Source organism: Streptomyces sp. NPDC003393 (genome assembly GCF_053589015.1).
In genome coordinates, this window is record NZ_JBSFRB010000065.1 from 1 (window position 1) to 20,659 (window position 20,659).

The 20,659-nt window shown below is 72.2% G+C and carries 16 protein-coding genes and 1 pseudogene; 3 read left to right on the forward strand and 14 right to left on the reverse strand.

The window, feature by feature from the left end; genetic code table 11:
- Positions 1-901: RNA-guided endonuclease InsQ/TnpB family protein (locus tag ACWDUZ_RS36525; RefSeq protein WP_451636136.1), on the reverse strand; the 901-nt coding region annotated here is incomplete at its 3' end.
- Between the two features lie 103 nt (positions 902-1,004).
- Between ACWDUZ_RS36525 and tnpA the strand changes: the two are divergent.
- A pseudogene (tnpA, locus tag ACWDUZ_RS36530) lies at positions 1,005-1,379 on the forward strand (IS200/IS605 family transposase); the annotation flags it as partial.
- A gap of 251 nt (positions 1,380-1,630) precedes the next feature.
- Here tnpA and ACWDUZ_RS36535 read toward each other — a convergent pair.
- Positions 1,631-4,657 carry a BTAD domain-containing putative transcriptional regulator gene (locus ACWDUZ_RS36535; protein ID WP_451636137.1) on the reverse strand — a complete coding sequence of 1,009 codons (3,027 nt, stop codon included), beginning with the start codon at positions 4,655-4,657 and terminating at the stop codon, positions 1,631-1,633.
- A 282-nt stretch (positions 4,658-4,939) separates the two neighbouring features.
- On the opposite strand from ACWDUZ_RS36535, the gene ACWDUZ_RS36540 reads away from it, so the two are divergent.
- Entirely contained in the window at positions 4,940-5,257 is a 318-nt protein-coding gene (locus tag ACWDUZ_RS36540) for a helix-turn-helix domain-containing protein (RefSeq protein ID WP_451636155.1), read from the forward strand.
- 128 nt (positions 5,258-5,385) lie between these two features.
- Here the strand turns inward: ACWDUZ_RS36540 and hisC are convergent, their stop codons facing one another.
- From hisC to aroF, 12 genes are all read right to left on the reverse strand, one after another.
- On the reverse strand, positions 5,386-6,522 hold the full coding sequence (gene hisC / locus ACWDUZ_RS36545) for a histidinol-phosphate transaminase (RefSeq protein WP_451636138.1): 1,137 nt from the start codon (positions 6,520-6,522) through the stop codon (positions 5,386-5,388).
- 55 nt (positions 6,523-6,577) lie between these two features.
- A complete protein-coding gene (locus ACWDUZ_RS36550) occupies positions 6,578-7,951 on the reverse strand; it encodes a hypothetical protein (protein WP_451636139.1) in 1,374 nt (457 codons plus the stop codon).
- Between the two features lie 88 nt (positions 7,952-8,039).
- Positions 8,040-9,311 (reverse strand): MFS transporter, encoded by a 1,272-nt coding sequence (locus ACWDUZ_RS36555; protein ID WP_451636140.1) that lies wholly within the window; start codon positions 9,309-9,311, stop codon positions 8,040-8,042.
- Positions 9,312-9,364: 53 nt separating this feature from the next.
- Positions 9,365-10,621: an ATP-grasp domain-containing protein gene (locus ACWDUZ_RS36560; protein ID WP_451636141.1), complete on the reverse strand. Its 1,257-nt coding sequence runs from the start codon at positions 10,619-10,621 to the stop codon at positions 9,365-9,367.
- Between the two features lie 61 nt (positions 10,622-10,682).
- Positions 10,683-11,783, reverse strand: coding sequence for a hypothetical protein (locus tag ACWDUZ_RS36565; RefSeq protein WP_451636142.1), 1,101 nt, complete (start codon positions 11,781-11,783; stop codon positions 10,683-10,685).
- 77 nt (positions 11,784-11,860) lie between these two features.
- Complete coding sequence (locus ACWDUZ_RS36570) at positions 11,861-13,069, reverse strand: NAD(P)/FAD-dependent oxidoreductase (RefSeq protein ID WP_451636143.1); 1,209 nt, start codon at positions 13,067-13,069, stop codon at positions 11,861-11,863.
- Entirely contained in the window at positions 13,057-14,277 is a 1,221-nt protein-coding gene (larC, locus tag ACWDUZ_RS36575) for a nickel pincer cofactor biosynthesis protein LarC (protein ID WP_451636144.1), read from the reverse strand. The genes ACWDUZ_RS36570 and larC overlap by 13 nt, the downstream gene beginning before the upstream one ends.
- Complete coding sequence (gene larB, locus ACWDUZ_RS36580) at positions 14,274-15,128, reverse strand: nickel pincer cofactor biosynthesis protein LarB (RefSeq protein WP_451636145.1); 855 nt, start codon at positions 15,126-15,128, stop codon at positions 14,274-14,276. Before larB ends, larC begins: the two co-directional genes overlap by 4 nt.
- A 3-nt stretch (positions 15,129-15,131) precedes the next feature.
- Positions 15,132-16,001 carry an ATP-dependent sacrificial sulfur transferase LarE gene (locus ACWDUZ_RS36585; protein ID WP_451636146.1) on the reverse strand — a complete coding sequence of 290 codons (870 nt, stop codon included), beginning with the start codon at positions 15,999-16,001 and terminating at the stop codon, positions 15,132-15,134.
- A gap of 5 nt (positions 16,002-16,006) precedes the next feature.
- Positions 16,007-17,503 (reverse strand): isochorismate synthase, encoded by a 1,497-nt coding sequence (locus ACWDUZ_RS36590; protein WP_451636147.1) that lies wholly within the window; start codon positions 17,501-17,503, stop codon positions 16,007-16,009.
- A gap of 2 nt (positions 17,504-17,505) precedes the next feature.
- Complete coding sequence (locus ACWDUZ_RS36595) at positions 17,506-18,603, reverse strand: phenazine biosynthesis protein (RefSeq protein WP_451636148.1); 1,098 nt, start codon at positions 18,601-18,603, stop codon at positions 17,506-17,508.
- A gap of 23 nt (positions 18,604-18,626) precedes the next feature.
- Positions 18,627-19,682: a 3-deoxy-7-phosphoheptulonate synthase gene (gene aroF, locus ACWDUZ_RS36600; protein WP_451636149.1), complete on the reverse strand. Its 1,056-nt coding sequence runs from the start codon at positions 19,680-19,682 to the stop codon at positions 18,627-18,629.
- A gap of 283 nt (positions 19,683-19,965) precedes the next feature.
- Between aroF and ACWDUZ_RS36605 the strand changes: the two genes are divergently transcribed.
- Complete coding sequence (locus ACWDUZ_RS36605) at positions 19,966-20,637, forward strand: cyclase family protein (RefSeq protein ID WP_451636150.1); 672 nt, start codon at positions 19,966-19,968, stop codon at positions 20,635-20,637.
- The last annotated feature ends 22 nt before the right edge of the window (positions 20,638-20,659 follow it).

Below are 20,659 nucleotides of genomic sequence, written 5' to 3' on the forward strand. Positions count from 1 at the left end.
CGACGAACGCGGACCATCCCGCGTCGTGCACGGACTTGGCGAGCCGGGTGCGGCCGAGGCCGGACACCGCGAGGTCTTCCACGTACACCGCTTGGTTGTCGCGGATGATCTGTGTGGATGCCTTGTGGTGCCAGTCCCGGCGCCGGTTGGCCACACGGGCGTGCTGGCGTGCGACCTTGATGCGGGCCTTGGCCCGGTTCTTCGATCCCTTCTGCTTGCGGGACAGCTCCCGCTGAAGGCGCTTGAGTTTCTTCTCGGCCCGGCGCAGGAAGCGCGGGCTGTCGATCTTCCGGCCGTCGGACAGGACGGCGAAGGCGGACAGGCCGAGGTCGATACCGGCTTCTGCCTCAACCTTGGGGAGGATGTCCGGCTCGGTGTCCACGACGAAGCTGAGGAAGTACCGGCCGCAGCTGTCCTTGGTGACGGTCAGGGACGTCGGGACCGCTGGAAGCCGGCGGGACCACGTGACCTTGAGGCTGCCGATCTTGGCCACGTACACCGTGCCGTCGCTCTGGAGACAGAAGGCGTTGGTGTTCAGGCGGATCGACTGCCGGGTGTCCTTCTTCGACTTGTACCGGGGCGGCCCCACCTTGCGGCCGGGCCGCTTGCCCTTGAGGCTGTCGAAGAAGTTCTTGTAGGCGGCATCCAGGTCCCGCAGGGACTGTTGCAGGACGACCGCTGAGACGTCGGCGAGCCAGGTGCGCTCGGCGGTGCGCTTGGCCTGGGTGATGCGCAGCCGGGACAGCTCCGCCGACGTCACGTACGGCAGCCCTGCCGCGTGCGCTTGCCTGCGGTCGCGCAGGCAGTCGTTCCACACCACGCGGGCGCAGCCGAACGCACTGGCCAGCGCGCGGCGCTGGGAGGCGTCCGGGTAGGCCCGGTAGTTGTAGCGGAGCTGCATAGCGATCACCGTATCGATGCTCCGTGGCCGCTCACGGCCAAAGATCATATTCCACTGGAACTGCACACGAAATGAGTAAATCTGTTCGATATCGCACTGGTACGGCGTGTTCGACGACGAGATGCTGACGCGCTGCGAAGAGATCATGCGCAAGGTCTGCGAGGACTTCGAGGCGGAGCTGAAGGAGTTCAACGGCGAACGCGATCATGTCCACCTCCTGGTGCACCACCCGGCCAGGATCGCCGTTTCGAAGCTGGTCAACAGCCTTAAAGACGTCTCCGCCCGCCGGGTACGGCAGGAGTTCACCGGCAGGATCGACCGTGCCATCATGCACGGGCACCGGTGGTCGCCCTCCTACTTCTCCGCCTCGTGCGGCGGAGCACCGTTGGCGATCGTCCGTCAGTACATCGAGCAGCAAAAACGTCCGCTCCAAGGTGTACGTCAGAGCAGTCTTGAGATGCATTCATCCCCGGCGTGAACGCCGGGGCTTTCTGCAAAGAACCCGGTAAGGGCTGTCCCGTGCTCCGCGGTGGATCAGCGCGCGGCGTCGGATGCCGGGGGCACCTCCCACGCCGTTCGGGCAGTGAGGGAGCATCGCACGGCGCACGGACGTCCGCCTACGGGGCGTATGCGGAGGTTCCGACGACGCGGCGAGGTGCCGTGGCCGACGCCGCGCGCCCGCCGGGGATCGCGGGACAGCCCTCAGCCGTGGCCGGCCCCCGGGCACCGTCAGTCCGGCCACCCGCGTTTCGCCGGCACACCGAGTCCGGCGAACAGTTCCCGGGCCGCCTCCCGGGCCGTCTTGGCCGTCGCCGTGTCGCCCATGGCGTCCGCGGCCGCGGCGACACCGGCCTGAGCCCGGGCCATCTCCACGCGTAGACCCATGGCGGCGGAATGCCGGTACGCGCTGCGGTGCAGCCTCAAGGCGGCCGCGTGGTCGTGCCGGCACCGGTGCACCCGGCCGAGGACGTTGCCGATCTCTGCCCGGCGAATGGCGCCGCTCACCTCCATCAGGACCAGCGCGCGGGCCGCGCACGCGTCCGCCTCCGGGGAGCGGCCCAGCCGTTGCAGCGTCTCGGCCCGGTACGCGAGCATGAGCCCGGCGGTGCCGGGCTGGCACAGTCCGTCCGCCTCGCCCTCGATGCCGGACAGCTGGAACAGGGCGAGATCCGGACGCCCCGTGCCGAGGTGGGCCACTGCCAGCTCGGTCAGGGCGTAGATCTCGTGGTCCCGTTCACCGAGCAGCCGGTCGAGGCGGACGGCCAGCGTGGCGGCGTCCGCCGCCTCCGTGTACCGGCCCAGGCAGTTCAGCGCCGAGGCGATGTTGGCCAGGGCCTCGGCCTCTTCCCGGCGGCAGCCGAGCCGCCGGTGCAGGCCGAGGGCGCGGCGCAACGTCTCCAGTGCTCGCGGGTACTGCCCGAGGCTGGAGTGGCACAGGCCGATCCTGCTGAGGCAGGCGGCGACGCCGGGCACCTCCGCCGCCTGTTCGGCCAGCGCCAGCGCCTCGTCGAGCTCGGTGAGCGAGCCACGGATGTCACCCGCCTTCCACAGCGCCAGGGCCAGATTGGTCAGGCTGATCCGGAGCAGCAGCGGATCGTCCAGGCGGCGCGCGGCTCGTACGGCGAGCACCTCCACGTCCCGGAACTCCGTCCACCAGCCGCGCAGGTTGAGGTAGAACGCCAGGCCCCGGGGCAGGTACGCGGCGTGCAGGTCGAGTTCGACGTCGTAGGCGAGCTGGGCCGCGTCGCGCAGCGCGGGGTATTCCTTGTCGAGCCAGCTCAGCGCGTCGCCCTCGGAGTCCAGGCCGGGGAGCGCGGAACCCTCGGGCAGCGGCACGGGATGACGGGCGCGGCCCGGGAAGATGAGGTCGCAGGCCCGCTCCAGGGTCAGCACATAGTGGTCGAGCAGCCGTTGGACGCCGGCCCGGTGGCCGTCGGCCGGCCCGTGGTCGCGCAGATCGCGTGCGAACCAGCGGACCAGGTCGTGCAAGGTGTAGCGGCCCATGGTGTGCTGCTCGAGCAGATTGACGTCCAGGAGCTCCTCCAGGATGGTCTCCGCTTCCCTGGCGTCCGTCCCGAACAGTGCGGCGGCGCTGTGGACGTCGAAGTCGGCGCCGGGGTGCCAGCCCAGCATCCGGAAGGCCGCGCGCTGTGTCTCGCTCATCGCCCGGTACGACAGCTGGAGGCTGGCCGCGACGCTGCGCTCCCCCACGCGCAGTTCGGTCAGCGTCCGCGCCTCCGACCGCATCCTGTCCACGAGGTACCGGACGGTCCACTGCGGCCGGTTCCTCAGCCGTGCCGAGGCGATGCGCAGGGCGAGCGGGAGTCCCGCGCACATGCCGGCCAGGAGGGTGCGGGACTCGACGTCGTCCCGTTCGTCACCGAGCACCTTGGACAGCAGCTCCATGCTGTCCTCCATCGACAGGCTGCCCACGGAGCACCACTCCGCGCCGTCGATCTCCACGAGCCTGGTCCGGCTCGTGACGATCGTCGCGGAGTTCTCCGCGCTCAGCAGGAGCGGCTGCACCTGGGCGGAGTCGCGGACGTTGTCCAGCACCACCAGCAGGCGCTGGTTCGCCGTGACCGAGCGCCACAACGCACGCCGCGCACCGAGCCCTTCGGGGATCCGGTCGCTCGCGATGCCCAGGCTGCGCAGCAGGAGGTCGAGGGCGTCCAGCGGCTGGAGCGGCGCGTGGCCCGGTGTGAAGCCGTGGAGGTCGAGGAAGAGCTGGCCGTCCGGGTAGCGCTCGGCCAGCAGCTTGGCCACGTGCACGGCGAGGGCGGTCTTGCCGCTGCCTCCCATCCCGTCGATCATGATGAACCGCCGGTCGTCCGCCAGGGCGGCGAGGATGCGCCGGACGGCGTCCTGACGCCCCGTGAAGTCGGGCAGGTCGTAGGGCAGGGTGCAGCGCGCGGTGACGGGCTTCGGTGCCGAGGGTTCGGCGGGCGGCGCGGCCGGCGGTCCCTGGGCCAGCTCCGGGCTCTGGCGCAGGATGGCCTCGTGCAGCCGGGCGAGCTGGGGGCTCGGGTCGGCGCCCAGTTCCTCGGCGAGCAGCCGCCGCACCGCGGCGTACTCCTCCAGGGCGTCCGCGTGCCGGCCGGTGCGGTACAGCACCGTCATCAGCAGCTCGCGCAACGACTCCCGCAGGGGGTGGGCGTCGACGTACTGCCGCAGATAGGTGGCGAGGTCGTCGAGCCGGCCCGTCCGCATCCGCAGTCGGGCGTACTGTTCGACGGCCGCCAGCCGCATCTCCACCAGCACGTTGGCGGCGGTGCCGATCGCCTCTCCGTCGAGCCCGTCGAGCACCGGGCCGCGCCACACGTCCAGCGCGGCGCGCAGTTCCGCGCCGGCCTCCGTCGCACGGCCCGCGCTCCTGGCCTCGGCGGCCCTGTGCAGCAGCTCCTCGAACTCCTTGAGATCGAGTTGGCCGGCGGAGACCACGGCGCGGTAGCCGGCGCCGTCGGTGTGGAGGATCTCGGCGCCGCCCGGCAGCGTTCGCCGCAGTGCCGAGACGGTCTTGCGGATCTGATGGGCCGCCGTGGAGGGCGGCTCGCTGTCCCACACGGCCTCGACGAGCCGCGTGACCGGAACCGACCGGTTGTGTGACAGCAGCAGAAAACCCATCACGCGCTCGGCCTTGGTCCCCCCGAGCGCAAGGCGCCTCCCCGAGACCCAGCACTCCAGCGCGCCCAGCACGTTGAAGCGTATGCCCTCCCCCTTGCCGCCGTGGTCCACGGCCGACTCCCCCTCTGTCACGACGCGGTCCCTGCTCCCCGCCAGGAAGAGTAATTCACCGGTAACCGATCGGGATACGGGGAGGGCAGCCTTGTGGAAGGAACCGGGGGAATCTCAGCCGGGGGAATCAGGTAGTACCGACGCCAAGAGGGCAAACCAAAACTGATCTTTTACCGATCGGCGGAGGAGGGCGCCCATCTGGCGTGATAACGGGGGCACGGAAGGCCTCGGAGAGGTGTTTCATTGACGACTTCTGACGCGTTCGTGGAAAGGCGGCGTCATCGGTCGGGTCACCAGGACGACGTGACCCGCGCTGCACCTGTCGGCTCACTCAGTGGCCGAGAACGACAGGTCCTGGAGCTGCTGGCCGACGGTCAGCTGGACGAGAGCATCGCGCGCAAACTGAATATCTCGGTCCGTACCTGCCGTCGGATCATCGCCTCGCTGATGGATCGACTGGAGGCTCGTAGCCGATTCCAGGCCGGCGTGATCGCCGTGGCTCGTGGCTGGATGGAAGTCCCGGCACCGTCCGGGCCGGCGGTAAGATCTTCGGCCCGGACGCGAATGCGACGGGGATTAACGACAGGCACCGGAATTGGTTCAATTGTTAACCGGTACTGAGGGATCGACGCCATTGGCCGGCCGGCACGACCGATCCACCGCCGGTTGATTCGCACATCAAATCACGCCCCTGGAAAGGGCGCGCGGGTGGGCCGCCGGACGTCGTGCACCGCACCGGCCGGCGACCCTCAGCGTCCGAACCGGGCCGCCGCCGCGAGGAAGGCGTCGTTCTCGGCCGAGGAGCCGACGGAGACCCTGACCCCGTCGCCGGCGAACGCCCGCACGACGACGCCTGCCCGCCCGCAGTGCTCGCCGAAGGCCGCGGCCCCGTCACCCAGCGGGAGCCAGAGGAAGTTGGCCTCGCTCGGGGGCACCGTCCAGCCCTGGGCCGTCAGAGCGGAGCGCACCCGCTCGCGTTCGCCGACCGTCGTCTCCACCCGCGCCATCAGCTCGCTCTCCGCGCGCAGGGCGGCCATCGCGGCGGCCTGGGCCACACTGTTCACGCCGAACGGCAGGCAGGCCTTGCGGACGGCCTCGGCCACGACCGGATGTCCGACCAGGAAGCCGACCCGCAGTGCGGCGAGGCCGTACGCCTTGGAGAACGTGCGCAGGACCACCACGTTGGCCCGCCCGTCGGCGAGGTCCAGGCCGTCGGGCGCCGTCACGTCCCGGACATACTCGCGATAGGCCTCGTCGAGGACCACCAGGCAGTCCGCGGGAACCCGGTCGAGGAACGCGCGCAGGCGGGCCTCGCCCACGACCGTCCCGGTGGGGTTGTTCGGATTGCACACGAAGATCAGGCGGGTCCGCTCCGTGATGGCCCCGGCCATCACTGCCAGGTCGTGGCACCCGTCCCGGAGCGGCACCTCCACGGCGGTGGCGCCGGAGAGCCGGGTCAGTATCGGGTAGGCCTCGAACGAACGCCAGGCGTAGAGGACTTCGGCCCCCGGCTCGGCGACCGCGGCCATGAGCGTCTGGGCCACACCGACCGAACCGCAGCCGACCGCGATGCCGTCCTCGGGGACGGCATGGCGCGCGGCGATCTCGGCGATCAGGTCGGCACAGCCGTTGTCCGGGTAGCGGTTGGTCCGCAGCGCCTCCCGGCCGATCGCCTCGACCACGGCGGCGGGCGGCGGGTACGGGGACTCGTTGGCCGCCAGCTGGAGGAGCGGACCTGTCCCGGCGGGGCCGGCCGGCCTGGTGGGCCGGTAGCTCACCATGCGGTCGAGGACCGAGCGGAAACGAGGTGTCCGCTCGGCGGCGGTGGCCGTGGCGGGTCCGGTCTCGGTGTCGGCCGTGGTGACGGTTGCGGTGCTGTCGGGCATCTGTGGCTGCTCTCTGCTGGTCCGGCCGGGGGGAGGCGCGCGGCTCCGTATCGCCTCAGGCGGCCGGCTCGGCCGGCTGGTACAGCGACGGGCCCGAGTGGATGCCGTGCGCCCGGTTCATGACGACGTCGCCCAGCTCCGCGCGTGTGGCACGGGCGTTGGCACCGCCGTAGCCGTTGGCCACCGAGAACATGCCCCACAGGATGTTCCACGGCCGCAGTTCACCGTTCTCGTCCGGGAACAGCTCGGCGGTGGGCCGCACCCGGCGCTGGAGGATGTGGGGACTGTCGAGCGCCGCCTCGAGGTGCCGGCGCCACTGCCGCGCCGTGAGGTCCGGCGTCCAGCCCAGCACCACGCCGCGGTTGCCGTACAGCGACGTGGGCTTGAGCACGAGGTCGCGGCGGTGCTCGACGGCGTACTCGAGCAGATCGGCGCGTTCCCCGCTCTCCAGGGTCACGGTCCCGGGGCGGACGGTGCGCGTCCACGGCAGCAGACGGTCCACGGCGGCGAGCTGCTCGCTGCTGAGCAGCTCGCGGTTGTCCTCGTCGGAGAGCATCGCCAGCGCGCCCTTGCTGGCGTAGGCGGCGGAGTCCATCGGCGTGAAGATCTTGACCTCGCCGCGTTCCGCCGCGTCCAGCACCGGATCCAGGATCTCCGGCGCGTCGGCGATCTGGGAGATGGCGAAGGTCCGGAACACGATGTCGACCGGCTTGTCCTCCAGCCAGACCCGGCCGCCGCGGACCTCGAGCTGCCCGACATGGCAGGGGTAGGCCTCAAGGCCCAGTTCCCGCCAGCGCAGGCAGAGTTGGCGCATGTAGGCGACCTCGTTCTCGAAGTAGTTCGGCCAGTCCGTCAGCGCGACCACCGGGCGGTCCTCCGGCGCGAATCCGCACTCCGCCCGGACGTTGTTGACCTGCTCGCGCAGCGTGTCCACGAAGCCGAGGCGGTGTTCGGCGGCGAACCCGGCCAGCAGGGGGTGCTCCAGCAGCCCCCGGCAGAGGTCCGCGTTGTCCATGCCGCCGATCGAACTGCCGATGTTGAACTCCAGCAGTTTGAACTGCCCGCCCGGCAGATGCCCGTCCTGCAGATACAGGTCGGCGCGGACCTGCCGGGTCATCGCCGTCGACCGGCCGCGGAGCACGGCGGAGACCTGCGTCTCGGTCAGGCCCGCGGCCCGCGCGAACGCGGCGAAGTCGCCGTCGAAGAGTGTGTCGGGCAGGCTGCTCAGGGCGTCCAGGACGTTCTTCACGTCGGCGAACGTCCGCTCCCGCTCGGCGTGGCCGAGGAAGACGGGCCGGGAGAGGAAGGTGCCCTTGTAGAACGCGGCGAGCATCTCCGATTCCGGCAGCCTCCCCACCAGGTCGCCGGCCTTGGCGCCGCTCTCCGTCACCCTGCTCAGATACTCCGCCGTCAGTGACACGCGGTCCATGTGGTTCCTCCTGGAAGTCCTGAAGTCCGGGCGGCCGTGAGGCCCCGGAGTCGCACGACGCTGAAGTGGCGAAGCCCTGACATCAGGGTCATCGGCCCGCCGCCGGCACACCGGCCGCGGCGGCGGGGGCGGGCGGCTCGAAGTGGACGGCCTCGGCCGGCAGCGAACGCTCGGTGAGCCGGAGCACGGTGCCGCCCAGCACAGCCGTGGCCGTGATGACCAGCCAGGGCAGCCGGCCGTCCACCGCGACCAGCGCGGTGAACACGCTGGGCGCCAGGGCGTTGGCCAGGGCCCAGGAGCTCTGGTAGGCGGCCAGGTACCTGCCGCGCAGTTCGGCCGGGGCCGCGGACTGGGCCAGCGTGCTCGCGGCCGGACTGTGCACGAGTTCGGCGAAGGTGGCGACCACCACGCAGGCCAGTACGACGGCCATCGCCACGGTCGAGTTGTGCGGGCGGACGGTGCCGAGGACGGCCTGTCCGAGGAAGGCGGTCACGAACAGCGCCACCCCAGCGGTCGCCATGCGGTTGCGGGTGCGGAAGCGACGCCGGGCGAACGCGGCGACCGGGACGCCGAGGGTCGCGCACAGTGCGGTGTTGACGATGAAGGAACTGCCGATCAGGCCCTGCGGTATGTGCAGCCAGTCGGTGGCGTAGACGGGGATCAGGATCGTGAGGGAGGTGTAGCCGATGGCCACCGACAGGTTGGCGAGCGCGAGGGCGAGGAAGGGGCGGTCCTTGGCGACCAGCTTGTATCCGCCGCTCCTCGCGGCCCGTTTGCGGTCGGCGTGCGGGCTGGCGGGGGTGCGGGTGGCCAGCACCGCGGCGATGACGAAGCTGGCGGTGTTCAGCCACGCGGCTACGACGTAACCGGAGTCGCCCAGGGTGGCGAGGATCACGGAGGCGATCAGGGTTCCGCCGCCGAGACCGGCGTTGCCCAGGCTCCGGGACAGAGCCTGCATCCGGTCGCGGTCGGTGCCTTCGAGGAGTTCGGCGAACCGGGCCTGGAGGGTGGACGGCGCGGCCCGGGTCCCCGCCGCGGTGATCAGCGCGAGCGCGGCGAACAGCGGCAGGTCGTGGGCGAGCGGGTAGAGGGCGAAACCGAGCGCGCGGAGAAGGTACAGGACGATGAGCACCTTCAGGGCGCCGAACCGGTCCACGGCACTTCCGCCCAGCGGCAGCGCGACCATGGCGATCAGGCTGGTGACCGTGAGCACCGCGCCGATCTGGGCCAGGGGCAGGTGGGTGACGTGTTTGAAGAAGATCAGGTTGAAGGGGACGTACATGCCCGAGCCGGTCGCGTCGATGGCGATGCCGGTGATCAGTGCACGTTCCCCCTTGAAGCGGGGGCGCAGAAAGGACATTTGCTCTCCAGGAAGGGGTCCGCGGGGGCGGACCCGAGGATGCGGGACAGCCCTCAGGCGATCTCGTAGAAGCCGGGCCCGTCCAGGTAGCGCGCCGACACGCAGTCCCGGGCGACGGCGCTCTCGGTCTCGTGGGCGAGGAACACCCGCAACGGGAAGGTCCAGTCGTCGACGGAACGGCTGATCGGGTCGCCGGGGGTCACCCGGAACACGCAGTCGTGGAAGCTTTCCAGCGCTTCGAGCTCCGCCAGCTTGGGGTAGCGGGCGAGCCGGCCCTCGACGGGCGAGACCATGTTGACGATCCGGGCGTGCCGGGCCGGCTCGTAGTCGGCGTCCCATCGCCCGAGGAAGCGGTCGGGGTCGGCGTACGCGTCGACGGTCCAGTCCAGTTGGCTCTCGCCGATCGCGGCCTCGGTCGGCACATGGACGTCGGCGCCGCAGACCCGGGCGCCCGTCTCGACCAGACGCGGCCCCTTCGGGGTCAGTTTCAGCTCGGAGTGCGCGGGTCCGTTGCGGATGCCCAGGGCGTCCAGGACCAGCAGGGTGTGCTCGACCAGCGCGTCCTGTTCGGCGCCCCGGCGAGGCAGCAGCTCCGCGCCGGCCGGCAGGTCGCGGACGCCGTTGGCGCTGAGGTGGTGCATCTTCCAGATGTCGGTCACCCGGTGCCTGCCGTGCAGGCTCACCGTGTTGACGATGTACTCGTTGCCGACGAGGTACTCCTGGGCCAGCACCGCCCGGTTCTCCTGGCCCAGCACGCTGCGGCCCCCGATCAGTTTGCCGAACGCCGCACGGACGTCCTCGGCGCTGTCGCAGAAGAAGACGCCGTCGTTGCCCGCGCTGCTCACCGGTTTCAGCACGACACGGCCCGGGTTCCCGCCGTACCAGTCGAGCAGTGCGTCCAGGTCGGTGGCCAGGATCTGCTCGGTGGCCGGGACCCCGGCCGCGCGGACGGTCTCGATCATCCGGAACTTGTCGCGCCGGGCGGGGCTCAGCGCGGTCCCGTTCGTGGGCAGGCCGAGCCGCTCGCTCAGCTCGTCGGCGAGCATGACCGCGCGCTCGATCCCGGGCAGCAGCCCGATCGGCGCATACGGCGCGAGAGCCGCCGCCGTCGCCCTCACGTCCTGGTCGTGGACGATGTTGACGGTGAAGTCCGCGGGCCGGAAGGTCGCCGCGTAGACGTCGGGGATCGTCGGCGTGCTCTGCACGTGAACGCAGTCGACGCCGCGCTCCTGGAACAACGGGGCGAGACAGCGTGCGCTCGCGAACGCGTCGACGACGACCACCGCGCGACGGTCTGTGCTGGAACTCATGGTCATCCCACCATCGGTTGCTGACGGGCGGCGAAGCCGCGTGAGTGGACAGGAGCGGTCGTCATGCGGCGGCGATCTCGACGGGGTCGCCGAACCTCATCAGGTCCCGGTAGGCCGCCGCCCTGGTGTGGCGCATCGTGCGCAGCATCGCGATCGCGCTCTCGGCGGCCTCGTCGACCTGCACGATCGACTGGTCGTCGCCGACGAGGGCGGCGGTGACGGCGATGTGGCGTTCGATGTCGTGCAGATCCGCCTCCAGCAGGGCGTCACGCACCAGGGCCAGTTCGGGGTCGGCCACGGCCGTCTTGGCGAACGGCTCGCCGCAGGCGGCGACGAGTCTGCGCATGGCCTTCCGGAACGCCTTGTGCTCGGGCTGGGTCCGGCCGGTGAGCGCCACCGGCACGGCCGGGGGCTGCATCGTCGGCCGGACCTTGGCGTCGTAGCAGGCCGCCGACATGTCCCCGGAGTGCATCATCGCCGCGGTGAACCCGCGGACCAGCACGACGGCCTCGCGGAAGGCGGTCACCGCGGTGTCGCGGTCGGCGTCCGCCAGCGCGGCGACGGCCCGGGAGACGGCGTGCGCCGCCGCGAGGTTGAGCACGAAGTAGAAGTGATGGGTGATGACCCACCGGGTCAGCTCGTCGCGGCCGACGCGGTGGGACGTCCCGGACGGCACCGCTGCGCCGGCGGACTCGGCCGCCGGTGGACCGTCCTGCGGGCTCAGGCCCCTGAGGATCAGGACCATCGCCCGGACCTCGGCCGCCCGGTCGTTCAGGTCGAGTCGGGCGTCCCGCAGATCGGCGAGGGTCCGGGCGATGATCGTGGATATCTCCCGGCGACGGTAGGCGTCGGCGATGTCCGCCGTGCGCACCCCGAAGTACTCGTGGTTGGGCACGATCGGCCGCAGCGACGCGGTGTCCATCGGTGCGGTACCGGCCTCCTCGGCGAGGCGTCCGGCGCGCGCCACCGCGGCGTCCAGCGCCTCGCGGATCGCGTCGCCGTCCGCCCCGTCCGGGTCGAGGAGCCGGGTGTGCAGGTGGTTCAGCGCGTCGATCGCCGCGGTGAGGGCGGCCTCGACGGGGGCGGCGGGCCGGGTGCGGCAGTGCACGGCGTTGTCCGCCGGGAGGACGACGAGGGGGATGTCGGGGCAGGCAGGGGCCATGTCGGTCACCTCGGATGTTCGGTGGTCGTGTTCGGTGTCGGCGCGGGACGTGCGGCGCGGCCGGGCCGGACGGCCCGTCACCCGGCGGGTGCGGCCGCGTGCCGGACCGCACCGCTGAGCGCGGTCCCGGGATCGCGGATCAGGTCGACGTGCACGGGAGTGCCCCGGGCGAGGAGGCGGCGGCCCTGCGCCATGTCCCGGGGCCGGTCGACGGTCAGGAGGGCCCGCGGACGGTCGCCGCTCAGCCACAGCGCCGTCCAGCCGGGCCCGTCGGGCCTGCCCCGGAAGACCACCCGGTCCGCGGCGGTGTGCCGGCCGGCGTACTGCACCATCCGCCCGAACTGCTCCGACCAGACGTACGGGACCGGGTCGTACAGCGCTTTCTGACCGAGGAGTGCGGCGGCGGCCACGTCGGGCGCGTTCAGGGCCGTGTCCCAGTGCTCGGCCGTCAGCCGGCGGCCGTACCGCGCCGACCACCAGGAGGCGCAGTCGCCGGCCGCCACCACCTCCGGTCGGGCCGTGCGCAGCGAGCCGTCCACGACGACTCCCCCGTCGACCTCGAGCCCGGAGCCGGCCAGCCAGCCGACATCGGGCCGCACCCCGACACCGGTCACGACCGCGTCGGCGGGCACGAAGGACCCGTCGGCCAGGGTGAGTCCACCGGGATCCACCGAGGCGGCCCGTACCCCGCAGCGCAGTTCGACGCCGCCCTCCGCGTACCAGTCGGCGGTCACCGCGCCGAGTTCGGGCCCGAGTGCCCCGGCCAGCGGGGCGTCACCGGCTTCCAGGACCGTCACCCGGCAGCCGTTCCCGGCCGCCGCGGTCGCCACTTCGGCGCCGATCCATCCGGCACCGACGAGCACCACCCGCGCGCCCGCGCGCAGCGAGTCGCGCAGCCGTTCCGCGTCGTCCAGGGTCCGCAGAACGTGTTGCGGCCCCTCGCCGGGCAGCCGGACGGGCATCGCGCCCGTGGCGACCACCAGCCCGTCGAAGGGCAGCGGTCCGGCCGAGGTCACCAGGACGCCGCCGGGACGGTCGTCGTGCAGGCGCAGCGCCTCGGCCCGGGTGCCGAGACGCAGCTCGCACCGCAGGGCTTCCCAGTCGGCGGGCAGGACGACGCGGTCCGCGTCGCCCGCGAGGACGGCCTTCGACAACGGGGGCCTGTCGTACGGCGGGTGGCTCTCGGCCCCCACGAGGGTCAGGCCGCCCTCGTAGCCCCGCGCACGCAGGCGCTGCAGGGCGCTCAGGCCCGCGAGCCCGCCCCCGACGACGATCACGTTCCGCATGAGTCGCACCTCTGGTTCCGCGCGGCTCCTTCGGCCGCGGCGATCGACCTCGCCAACGCCGTCTTGACGGGTACGCCGAGCCGTTCGGCCGCGGCGACCACGTCCTCGTACTCCGGCTGGACGTTGACGATCCGCCGCCGGTACCGCGCGACCTTGACCCGGACGGAGGCCTCGCCCACGGCGACAGTGGTGAACTCCCGCTCCAGCTCGTGCTTGTCCACCCGGTGCTCGCGGGTGCCGATGGTGGAGGTCTCGGCTGTGATCGTCTCCCGTACGGCGGGCAGGGCCGGGAGCGGGCACAGCGCCGAGAGCATGTGGGCGGGGCGTCCCTTCTTCATGAGGATGGGGGTGAGCCAGGCGTCGGCGGCGCCGGCCTCCAGCAGCCGGGTCAGGACCTGCGGCCAGACGCGCGGGTCGAGGTCGTCGACGTTGGCGTCGACGACCACCGCCTGCGTCGCGGCCGGGGCATCGGCCCGCGGTGTGGTCCCGAGCACGACCCGGACGATGTTCGGCACGTCCTCGAGGTCGCGCGTGCCCGCGCCGGCCCCGGTGGCGACCAGCCGGAACTCGGGCATGCCGCCCCACTCGGTGCACAGCGTCAGCAGCAGCGCGACCCCGGTCGGGGTGGCCATCTCGTGCGGGAACCCGCCGGAGCGGGCGGGTGCGCCGGAGCCGGTCAGGAGCCTGAGGACGGCGGGCGCCGGGACGGGGATCCGGCCGTGGGCGCCGAGCGCCCGCCCGCTGCCCAGCACCACCGGTGTGGCGGCGGCGGCGGTGACGCCCAGTTCGTGCACGGCGGCGCAGACGCCGACCACGTCCGCGATCGCGTCGAGGGCGCCGACCTCGTGGAAGTGGACGTCGTCGACGGGGATGCCGTGCGCGGCGGCCTCGGCGCGCGCCAGCCGCCGGAACACGGTGTGGGCCCGTTCCCGTACCGCCTCGGGGAGCGCGGCCCGCGCCAGCATCGTGCGGATCGTGCGCCAGGTGCGGTGCGGCGGGCCGGGGTCGGCGTCGACGTGCACCTGTGTCGCGGACAGGCCGCGGCGCAGGACCCGCTCGGTGCGGATGCGGACGCTGCCGTCAGCGACCGCGTCGACGGCCCGGCCGACCGTGTCCAGGGTGGCGCCGGCGTCGAGCAGCGCGCCCAGCAGCATGTCGCCCGCCACCCCCGAGGAGCAGTCGAACCAGGCGGAGACAGGTGTGTTCATGAGCCCACCGGGATCGGCCGGCCGGTGTCCCGGCGCACCATCCGACGTGTCATCCGGGCCGCCGCGACAGCGGCTCCGAAACCGTTGTCGATGTTGCAGACCAGCACGCCCGGGCCACAGGAGTTGAGCATGGTGAGCAGCGGGGCGACGCCGCCGAGGCACGCGCCGTATCCGACGCTGGTCGGGACCGCGACGACGGGGACGGCGACGAGTCCGGACACCACGCTGGGCAGGGCGCCGTCCATGCCGGCGACGACGACGAGGCAGTCGGCGGCGTCGAGCCGCTCCCGCACCGCGAGGAGCCGGTGGATGCCCGCCACCCCGACATCCCGCACCAGCTCCACCGAACAGCCGAACTCCCGGGCGACGAAGGCGGCTTCTCGCGCCACCGGTTCGTCCGTCGTCCCGGCCGTCACCACCAGGACCGTGCCCCGGCCGGGCGGCGGCTCGCCCAGTGCGGCGCAGCGCGCCTCCCGGTCGATCCGCACCTCCGTCGGCGCGCCGGCCGGCACGTCGCGTCCCGCGTGGCCGGTGAAGGCCCGGGACACCGCGTCCAGGGCCTCGTCGGACAGGCGGGTCGCGAGGGCGGTGCGCCTGCCGGGCCGGCGGACGAGCTCCTGGAGCAGGGTGACGATGTGCGCGGTCTTCTTGCCCGCGCCGTAGACCACTTCGGGATCGCCGGTGCGCAGAGCCCGGTGGGTGTCCAGGCGGGCGAAGCCGAGGTCCTCGATCCCGCCGGCGTCGCCGTGGCCGGCCAGGGGGCCGGCCACCAGCTCGCGCAGGGCCTCCTCGACGCCGCTCGTGCCCGCGGACACGCGGTGCAGCAGGTCCCGTACCTCGTCGCGGTCCATCGCTCACCCCTCGGTGCGGTCGTTGAGGGAACCGGAACGGAACCCGCGCGGGTCGACCTCCACGGAGGCGAACCCGGCCGCGCGGACGGCGTTCAGCGCCTGGACGCAGGACGTGACGGCGAGCACGGCGGGGGCGTCGACCTGGACCAGGGCGCGCTCACCGAGGTCGCGGACCCGCAGGTCGTAGGTGCCGATCCCGGCCCGGCGCAGCTCCTCCCGCAGCGCCGTCTCGGCGGCCTCGACGCGGGCGAGCCGCTCCCGGGTGACGGTGAGGCCGTAGGCGACGCGGCTGGACAGGCACGGTGATGCCGGCTTGTCCCAGGTCGGCAGTTTCCAGGCGCGGCTCGCCGCCCGGACCTGGTCCTTGGTCAGTCCCGCGTCGGCCAGCGGGGTGACCACGCCCCGCTGTGCGGCCGCGCGGACGCCGGGCCGGAACGGGTCGGTCAGATCGTCGGCGTTGGTGCCGGTCGCGACCCGGGCGAGGCCCTCGTCGGCCGCCACCGCCAGCAGTCGCCCGGTCAGTTCGTCCTTGCAGTACCAGCAGCGGGAGCGCGAGTTCTCGCGGTATCCCGCGACCTGGAGTTCGCGGGTGGCGACGAAGGTGTGCCGGGCGCCGAGCGTGCCGGCGATCTCCCGCACCGCGTCGCGCTCCCGGCCGGGCAGACTCGCCGAGTCCCCCGTGGCGGCGAGCACCCGGTCGGGGCCGAGTGCGCGGAGCGCCGCCGCGAGCAGCAGCGTGGAGTCCGCGCCCCCGGAGAACGCCACCACCAGGGAGCCCAGTGCGAGCAGCCGCCGGTGCAGGTCGTCGAGCTGCCGTGCGGGTACGTCACCGTGGTGCGGCGGAGCGCCGGCCGGCGATGTCTGCTGGGGCATGCGGATCACTCGATTCCCAGGGCGGACATCATGGGGCGCAGCTTCGCGCAGGTCTCCGCGTACTCGGCCTCGGGGTCGGAGTCGGCCACCAGACCGCAGCCGGCGAACAGCGAGGCGGAGGAACCGTCGAGCAGGGCGGAGCGGATGGCGACCGCGAACTGGCCCTCACCGGCGGGGGCGGCCCAGCCGACCACCCCCGCGTACCAGCCGCGGTCGAACCCCTCGTTGTCGGAGAGCCAGCTCAGCGACTCCCGGCGGGGATGGCCGCCCAGCGCCGGTGTGGGGTGCAGCAGTTCGACGAAGTCCAGGACGCCCGCCTCGGAGCCGGGCGCCAGGCGGCCCCGGACGTCGGTGGACAGGTGCTGGACGTTGGTGAGTTTGACCACGCGGGGCGGGGTCTGGATGTCCACGTCGGCGCAGGAGCCGTGGAAGGCGTTCCGGAGCATCTGGACCACGACGTCGTGCTCGTGCTGGATCTTGGGGCTGGCGACCAGTTCGCGTTCCAGCGCCTCGTCCTCCTCGGGCGTGGCGCCGCGCGGGGCGGTGCCGGCCAGTCCCAGCGCGTGGACGGTGCGGCCGTCGACGCGCACCAGGTACTCCGGCGTGGCGCCGACGAAGGTGTACTCCTCGTGGTCGATCGCGAAGACGGTGGTGCCGGGGTTGGCCTCGCGCAGTCGCTCGACGGTGGCCGGGACGTCGAAGGGCGTGGACGCCGTCACCCGGAGTTCGCGTGCCAGCACCAGTTTCTCGAAGACGCCTTCGCGGATCCGGCCGGTGGCCCGGCGTACCAGTCGCTTCCAGTCGTCGGCGCCCGGCAGTTCGACGCTGGTGTGCGTCCGGGCCGGGGCCGGCGGCTGCCGCGGCGGGGAACCGGGGGTTCGCAGACAGCGGTCGGCGAGCTGGGCGAGCGACTCGGCCAGCTGCTCGGGGTCGCTGTCGTGCATCAGTACGGCGTTGAGCCGCAGTTCGGCGGGGTGGGCCCGGTCCGCGGCGCCCGGTTCGGGCAGGGCACTGCGCAGTTGCAGGGACGGCACCCACAACAGCGCGTCGGGGAGCCGCCGGGTCTCCGGGGTGCTGTCCGGGCTGAACGCGAACCCGCCGATGGCGAGGGGGCCCCCGGCCCCCGGCAGCGACGTGGTGGCGGTTGTGCCGCCCGTCACCGGGTTCCGGGACAGCTCCGCCCACATCTCGCGGACGGAGGCCATCCGCATCGGGCCGCGGCCCCGCAGATCGCGGGCCGTCCCGACGGCGACGACGCTGCCGCGGTCCCATGCCGACTGCCACAGGAAGGAGCGGGGTGTACCGCGGCGGGAGCGGCTCCAGACCGCCAGGGGGTCGGTGACCGTGAAGGGTCTGGCCCAGCTGGCGAGCACGGTCCGCTGCCCGGCGCGCGCCCGGTCCAGGGCGCGCCGGCAGGTGGCGAGCAGGCTGTCGAGGTCCGCCTGGTCGAGCACGGACGGGTGCCGCACGGGCTCGGCGGCCAAGGCGGTACGGGTCTGCACGGTCAGTACACCCCTTCCACGACGGCGGTGCCGCCGCCCTCCGCGGTCAGCGGCCGGATGTCGGCCAGAGCGTCCTGCGGATAGGCACGCGTGGGCGCGACGCGCAGCACCGCGTCACGCTCCAGCGTCCAGGGCAGCAGCAGGTCGCGGGAGACCAGGCTGATCCTGGCCTGTCCGCGCTCGCCGTAGTCCACTTCCCTGGTGGTGTTCTCGGGGTCGACGACCCGGACGTGGCTGAAGGGGTGGAACGGTACGAAGACGCAGCCGTCCTCGTCGGCGGCGCTCCGGGGGCGCTGTGGGGCGATGCCCATCATGGTGTTGCCGTACAGGCCCACCATCACGGCGTCCGGGAAGACCTCCTCCTCCAGCACGTGCAGCGTCTCCGGGCTCACGCTGGTGCCGGCCCAGATGATCCCGCGCACCTTCCGCTGGACCAGGTCCAGCAGTTTCTCGTCGGCGGCGAGGGCCTCCAGCACCGGGGGCGTGGCGAAGAGCACCGAGACGGGCTGGGTGGTCAGCACGTCCTCCGCCTGCGCCAGGATGTGCCGGACATAGCGCGCGGCCTCGTCGGTCCGCCCCGCCTTGACGCTGCCCTTCACCCAGCGCGGGTCGAAGTCGATGCAGTGGCAGAACGTACGGCGCAGCCGGGCCAGCAGCCCGACGGAGCGGCCCACGATGTGCGGCCCGGTCGGGCCCAGGTGGAGCCAGTGACCGTCGCCCTCACCGGGGACGCCGTGCTCGGCGAGGACCTCGCTCACCCACAGGACGCCGTTGCGGCGGGAGTGCGCCTCCACGATGCGCTTGGGCCGTCCTGTGGTGCCGCCGCTGTCGAACACCTGGAACTCCCAGGGCTCCCGCAGGGTGCCGACCGGCACCAGATCGTCCACGGGGATGTCCCGCCACTCCTCGCCGACGTCGGGGAAGAGGTCGAGGTCGGCCCAGGAACGGATGTCCGTCAGAGGGTCGAAGGCCAGTTCCGCGGCCTTCTTCACCCAGTACGGGGAGCCCGTCTCCGGGGAGAAGTGCCACTGCATCGCGGCGCGGACGAACTCTTCCGGGGCGAGGTCGGCGCGGAGGGGATCGGCCGATGTCTCCAACATGTTGCTCCTCCGTCGAAAGCGGGTCAGACCTGGGCCAGCGAGCGGGCGCGGGTGACGGGCAGCGTCCGTCCCACGGCCTCCACCACGGGTTTGAGCCGGTCCATGAGCGCGCCGAACTGCTGCGCGGTGAGCGCCTGGGCGCCGTCGCACAGCGCGTTGCGCGCGTCGGTGTGCACGTCGATGAGCAGGCCGTCGGCACCGCAGGAGGCCGCGGCCAGGGACATCGGACCGACCAGATGGGGCCGGCCGGTGCTGTGGCTGGGGTCGACGATCACGGGCAGATGCGTGAGCCGCTTGGCCTCGGCCACGGCGCTGAGGTCCAGCGTGAACCGGGTGCTGCGGTCGTAGCTGCGGATGCCTCGCTCGCACAGGACGACGTCGCCGGTGCCCGCCTGCATCACGTATTCGGCGGCCATCAGCCACTCCTCGATCGTGGCCGACATGCCGCGCTTGAGGAGGACGGGCCGCCCCGACGCCCCGGCCGCACGCAGCAGTTCGAAGTTCTGCATGTTGCGCGTGCCGATCTGGAGCATGTCGCTCTCCTCCGCGACGCACTCCACGTCTCCGGGGGTGACGACCTCGGTGACCATCGGCAGCCCGGTGCGCTTGCGCTGCTCCGCCAGGAGTGCGAGGCCCGCCAGTCCCATCCCCTGGAAGCTGTAAGGGGAGGAGCGGGGCTTGAACGCACCCCCGCGCACCATGACCGCGCCGGCCGCGACGACGGCGTCCACCACCGAGAACATCTGGTCCCGGCCCTCCACCGCGCAGGGGCCGGCGATCACCGTGAAGCCGGTTCCGCCGAACGCGGCCTCGCCCGAGGGCCCGACCTTCACCACGGTGTTCTCCGCGCGGAACTCACGGCTCGTCAGGCGCTGCGGGCCCGAGAGCACGATCACGCGGTCGACCCCGGCGGCCTTCTCCACGGCGGACACCAGTTCCGGCGTCGCGCACTGCTCGGTGATGAGCATCGCGATGTCGTCCATCGTGCTGGACACCGCGATCAGGCCCTGGTCGCGGAGAATTCCGGAGACGTCATCCAGCTGTTCGCGGGTGGCCCGCGGGCGCATTGCCACGATCATGGGAGCCTTCCAAATGGTCTGGCACGCGGGATCTTTTCCCGATTGCGACCCCAAGCCATTTCGGCCTGAGGGTGAACGGCACCGGACACTCCCGGTGGCTGCGGTCGGAGAGCGACCTGTGCCGGAAGGCTAACCACAGGCCGGCCGCTCCCGGCAGTGGCCTGGCAGGATGCTGCCAATCTCTCGTCGAATCACCCACGATCCGCGTCTGACGTGCTGTGATCGCCCGACGGTCGTCAAGTGAGGACCGCTGTCACACAGGGCCGAGCCAGGGAGTGGGGCCGTGAAAATAATCGACATCAGCCAGGGCTGGTACGAGGGCATGCCCTCTTATGACGCGCCGTGGTACCCGAAATTCGGTGTGCGCAGGGCCATGTCGCCCGAGACCGATCCGTCGGGCGTCGGGCGGACATTTTCCGACCTCGCACTGTTCCCGCACAACGGAACGCACGTGGAATCCGGTTACCATTTCTTCGAGGACCGGGAAAAGATCGACGAGGTACCGCTGGACACCTTCGTCGGCCGTGCCTGCGTCGCGGACCTCTCCCACAAGCGCGACCTCGACCCGGTCACCGGCGAGGACCTCGAGAAGGCACTGCGCGACGTGTGGCGGCCCGGCGACCGGCTGCTGGTGCGCACCGACCACCCGAACCGCTACCTGGGCCGCGAGGACTACTGGGACAAGCCGCCGTACCTCACCGTCTCCGCCGCCGACTGGATGGTGGACAACGGGGCCGTCCTGGTCGGCATGGACTGCATCACGGAGCGCCCCGACGACCGCAGCGGTCAGGTGCACCGGCGCCTGCTGGCCGCCGGCATCCCGATTCTGGAGAACATCCAGAATCTCGACCAGGTCGGCGGCCCCGTCGTCCAGTTGATGGCGCTGCCCGTCAAGATCGCCGACGTGGAGGCCGCACCGGCCCGTGCCGTGGTCATCGACGGATGGCCCCTCTGAACGCCCCCGGGGGCACGGTGTC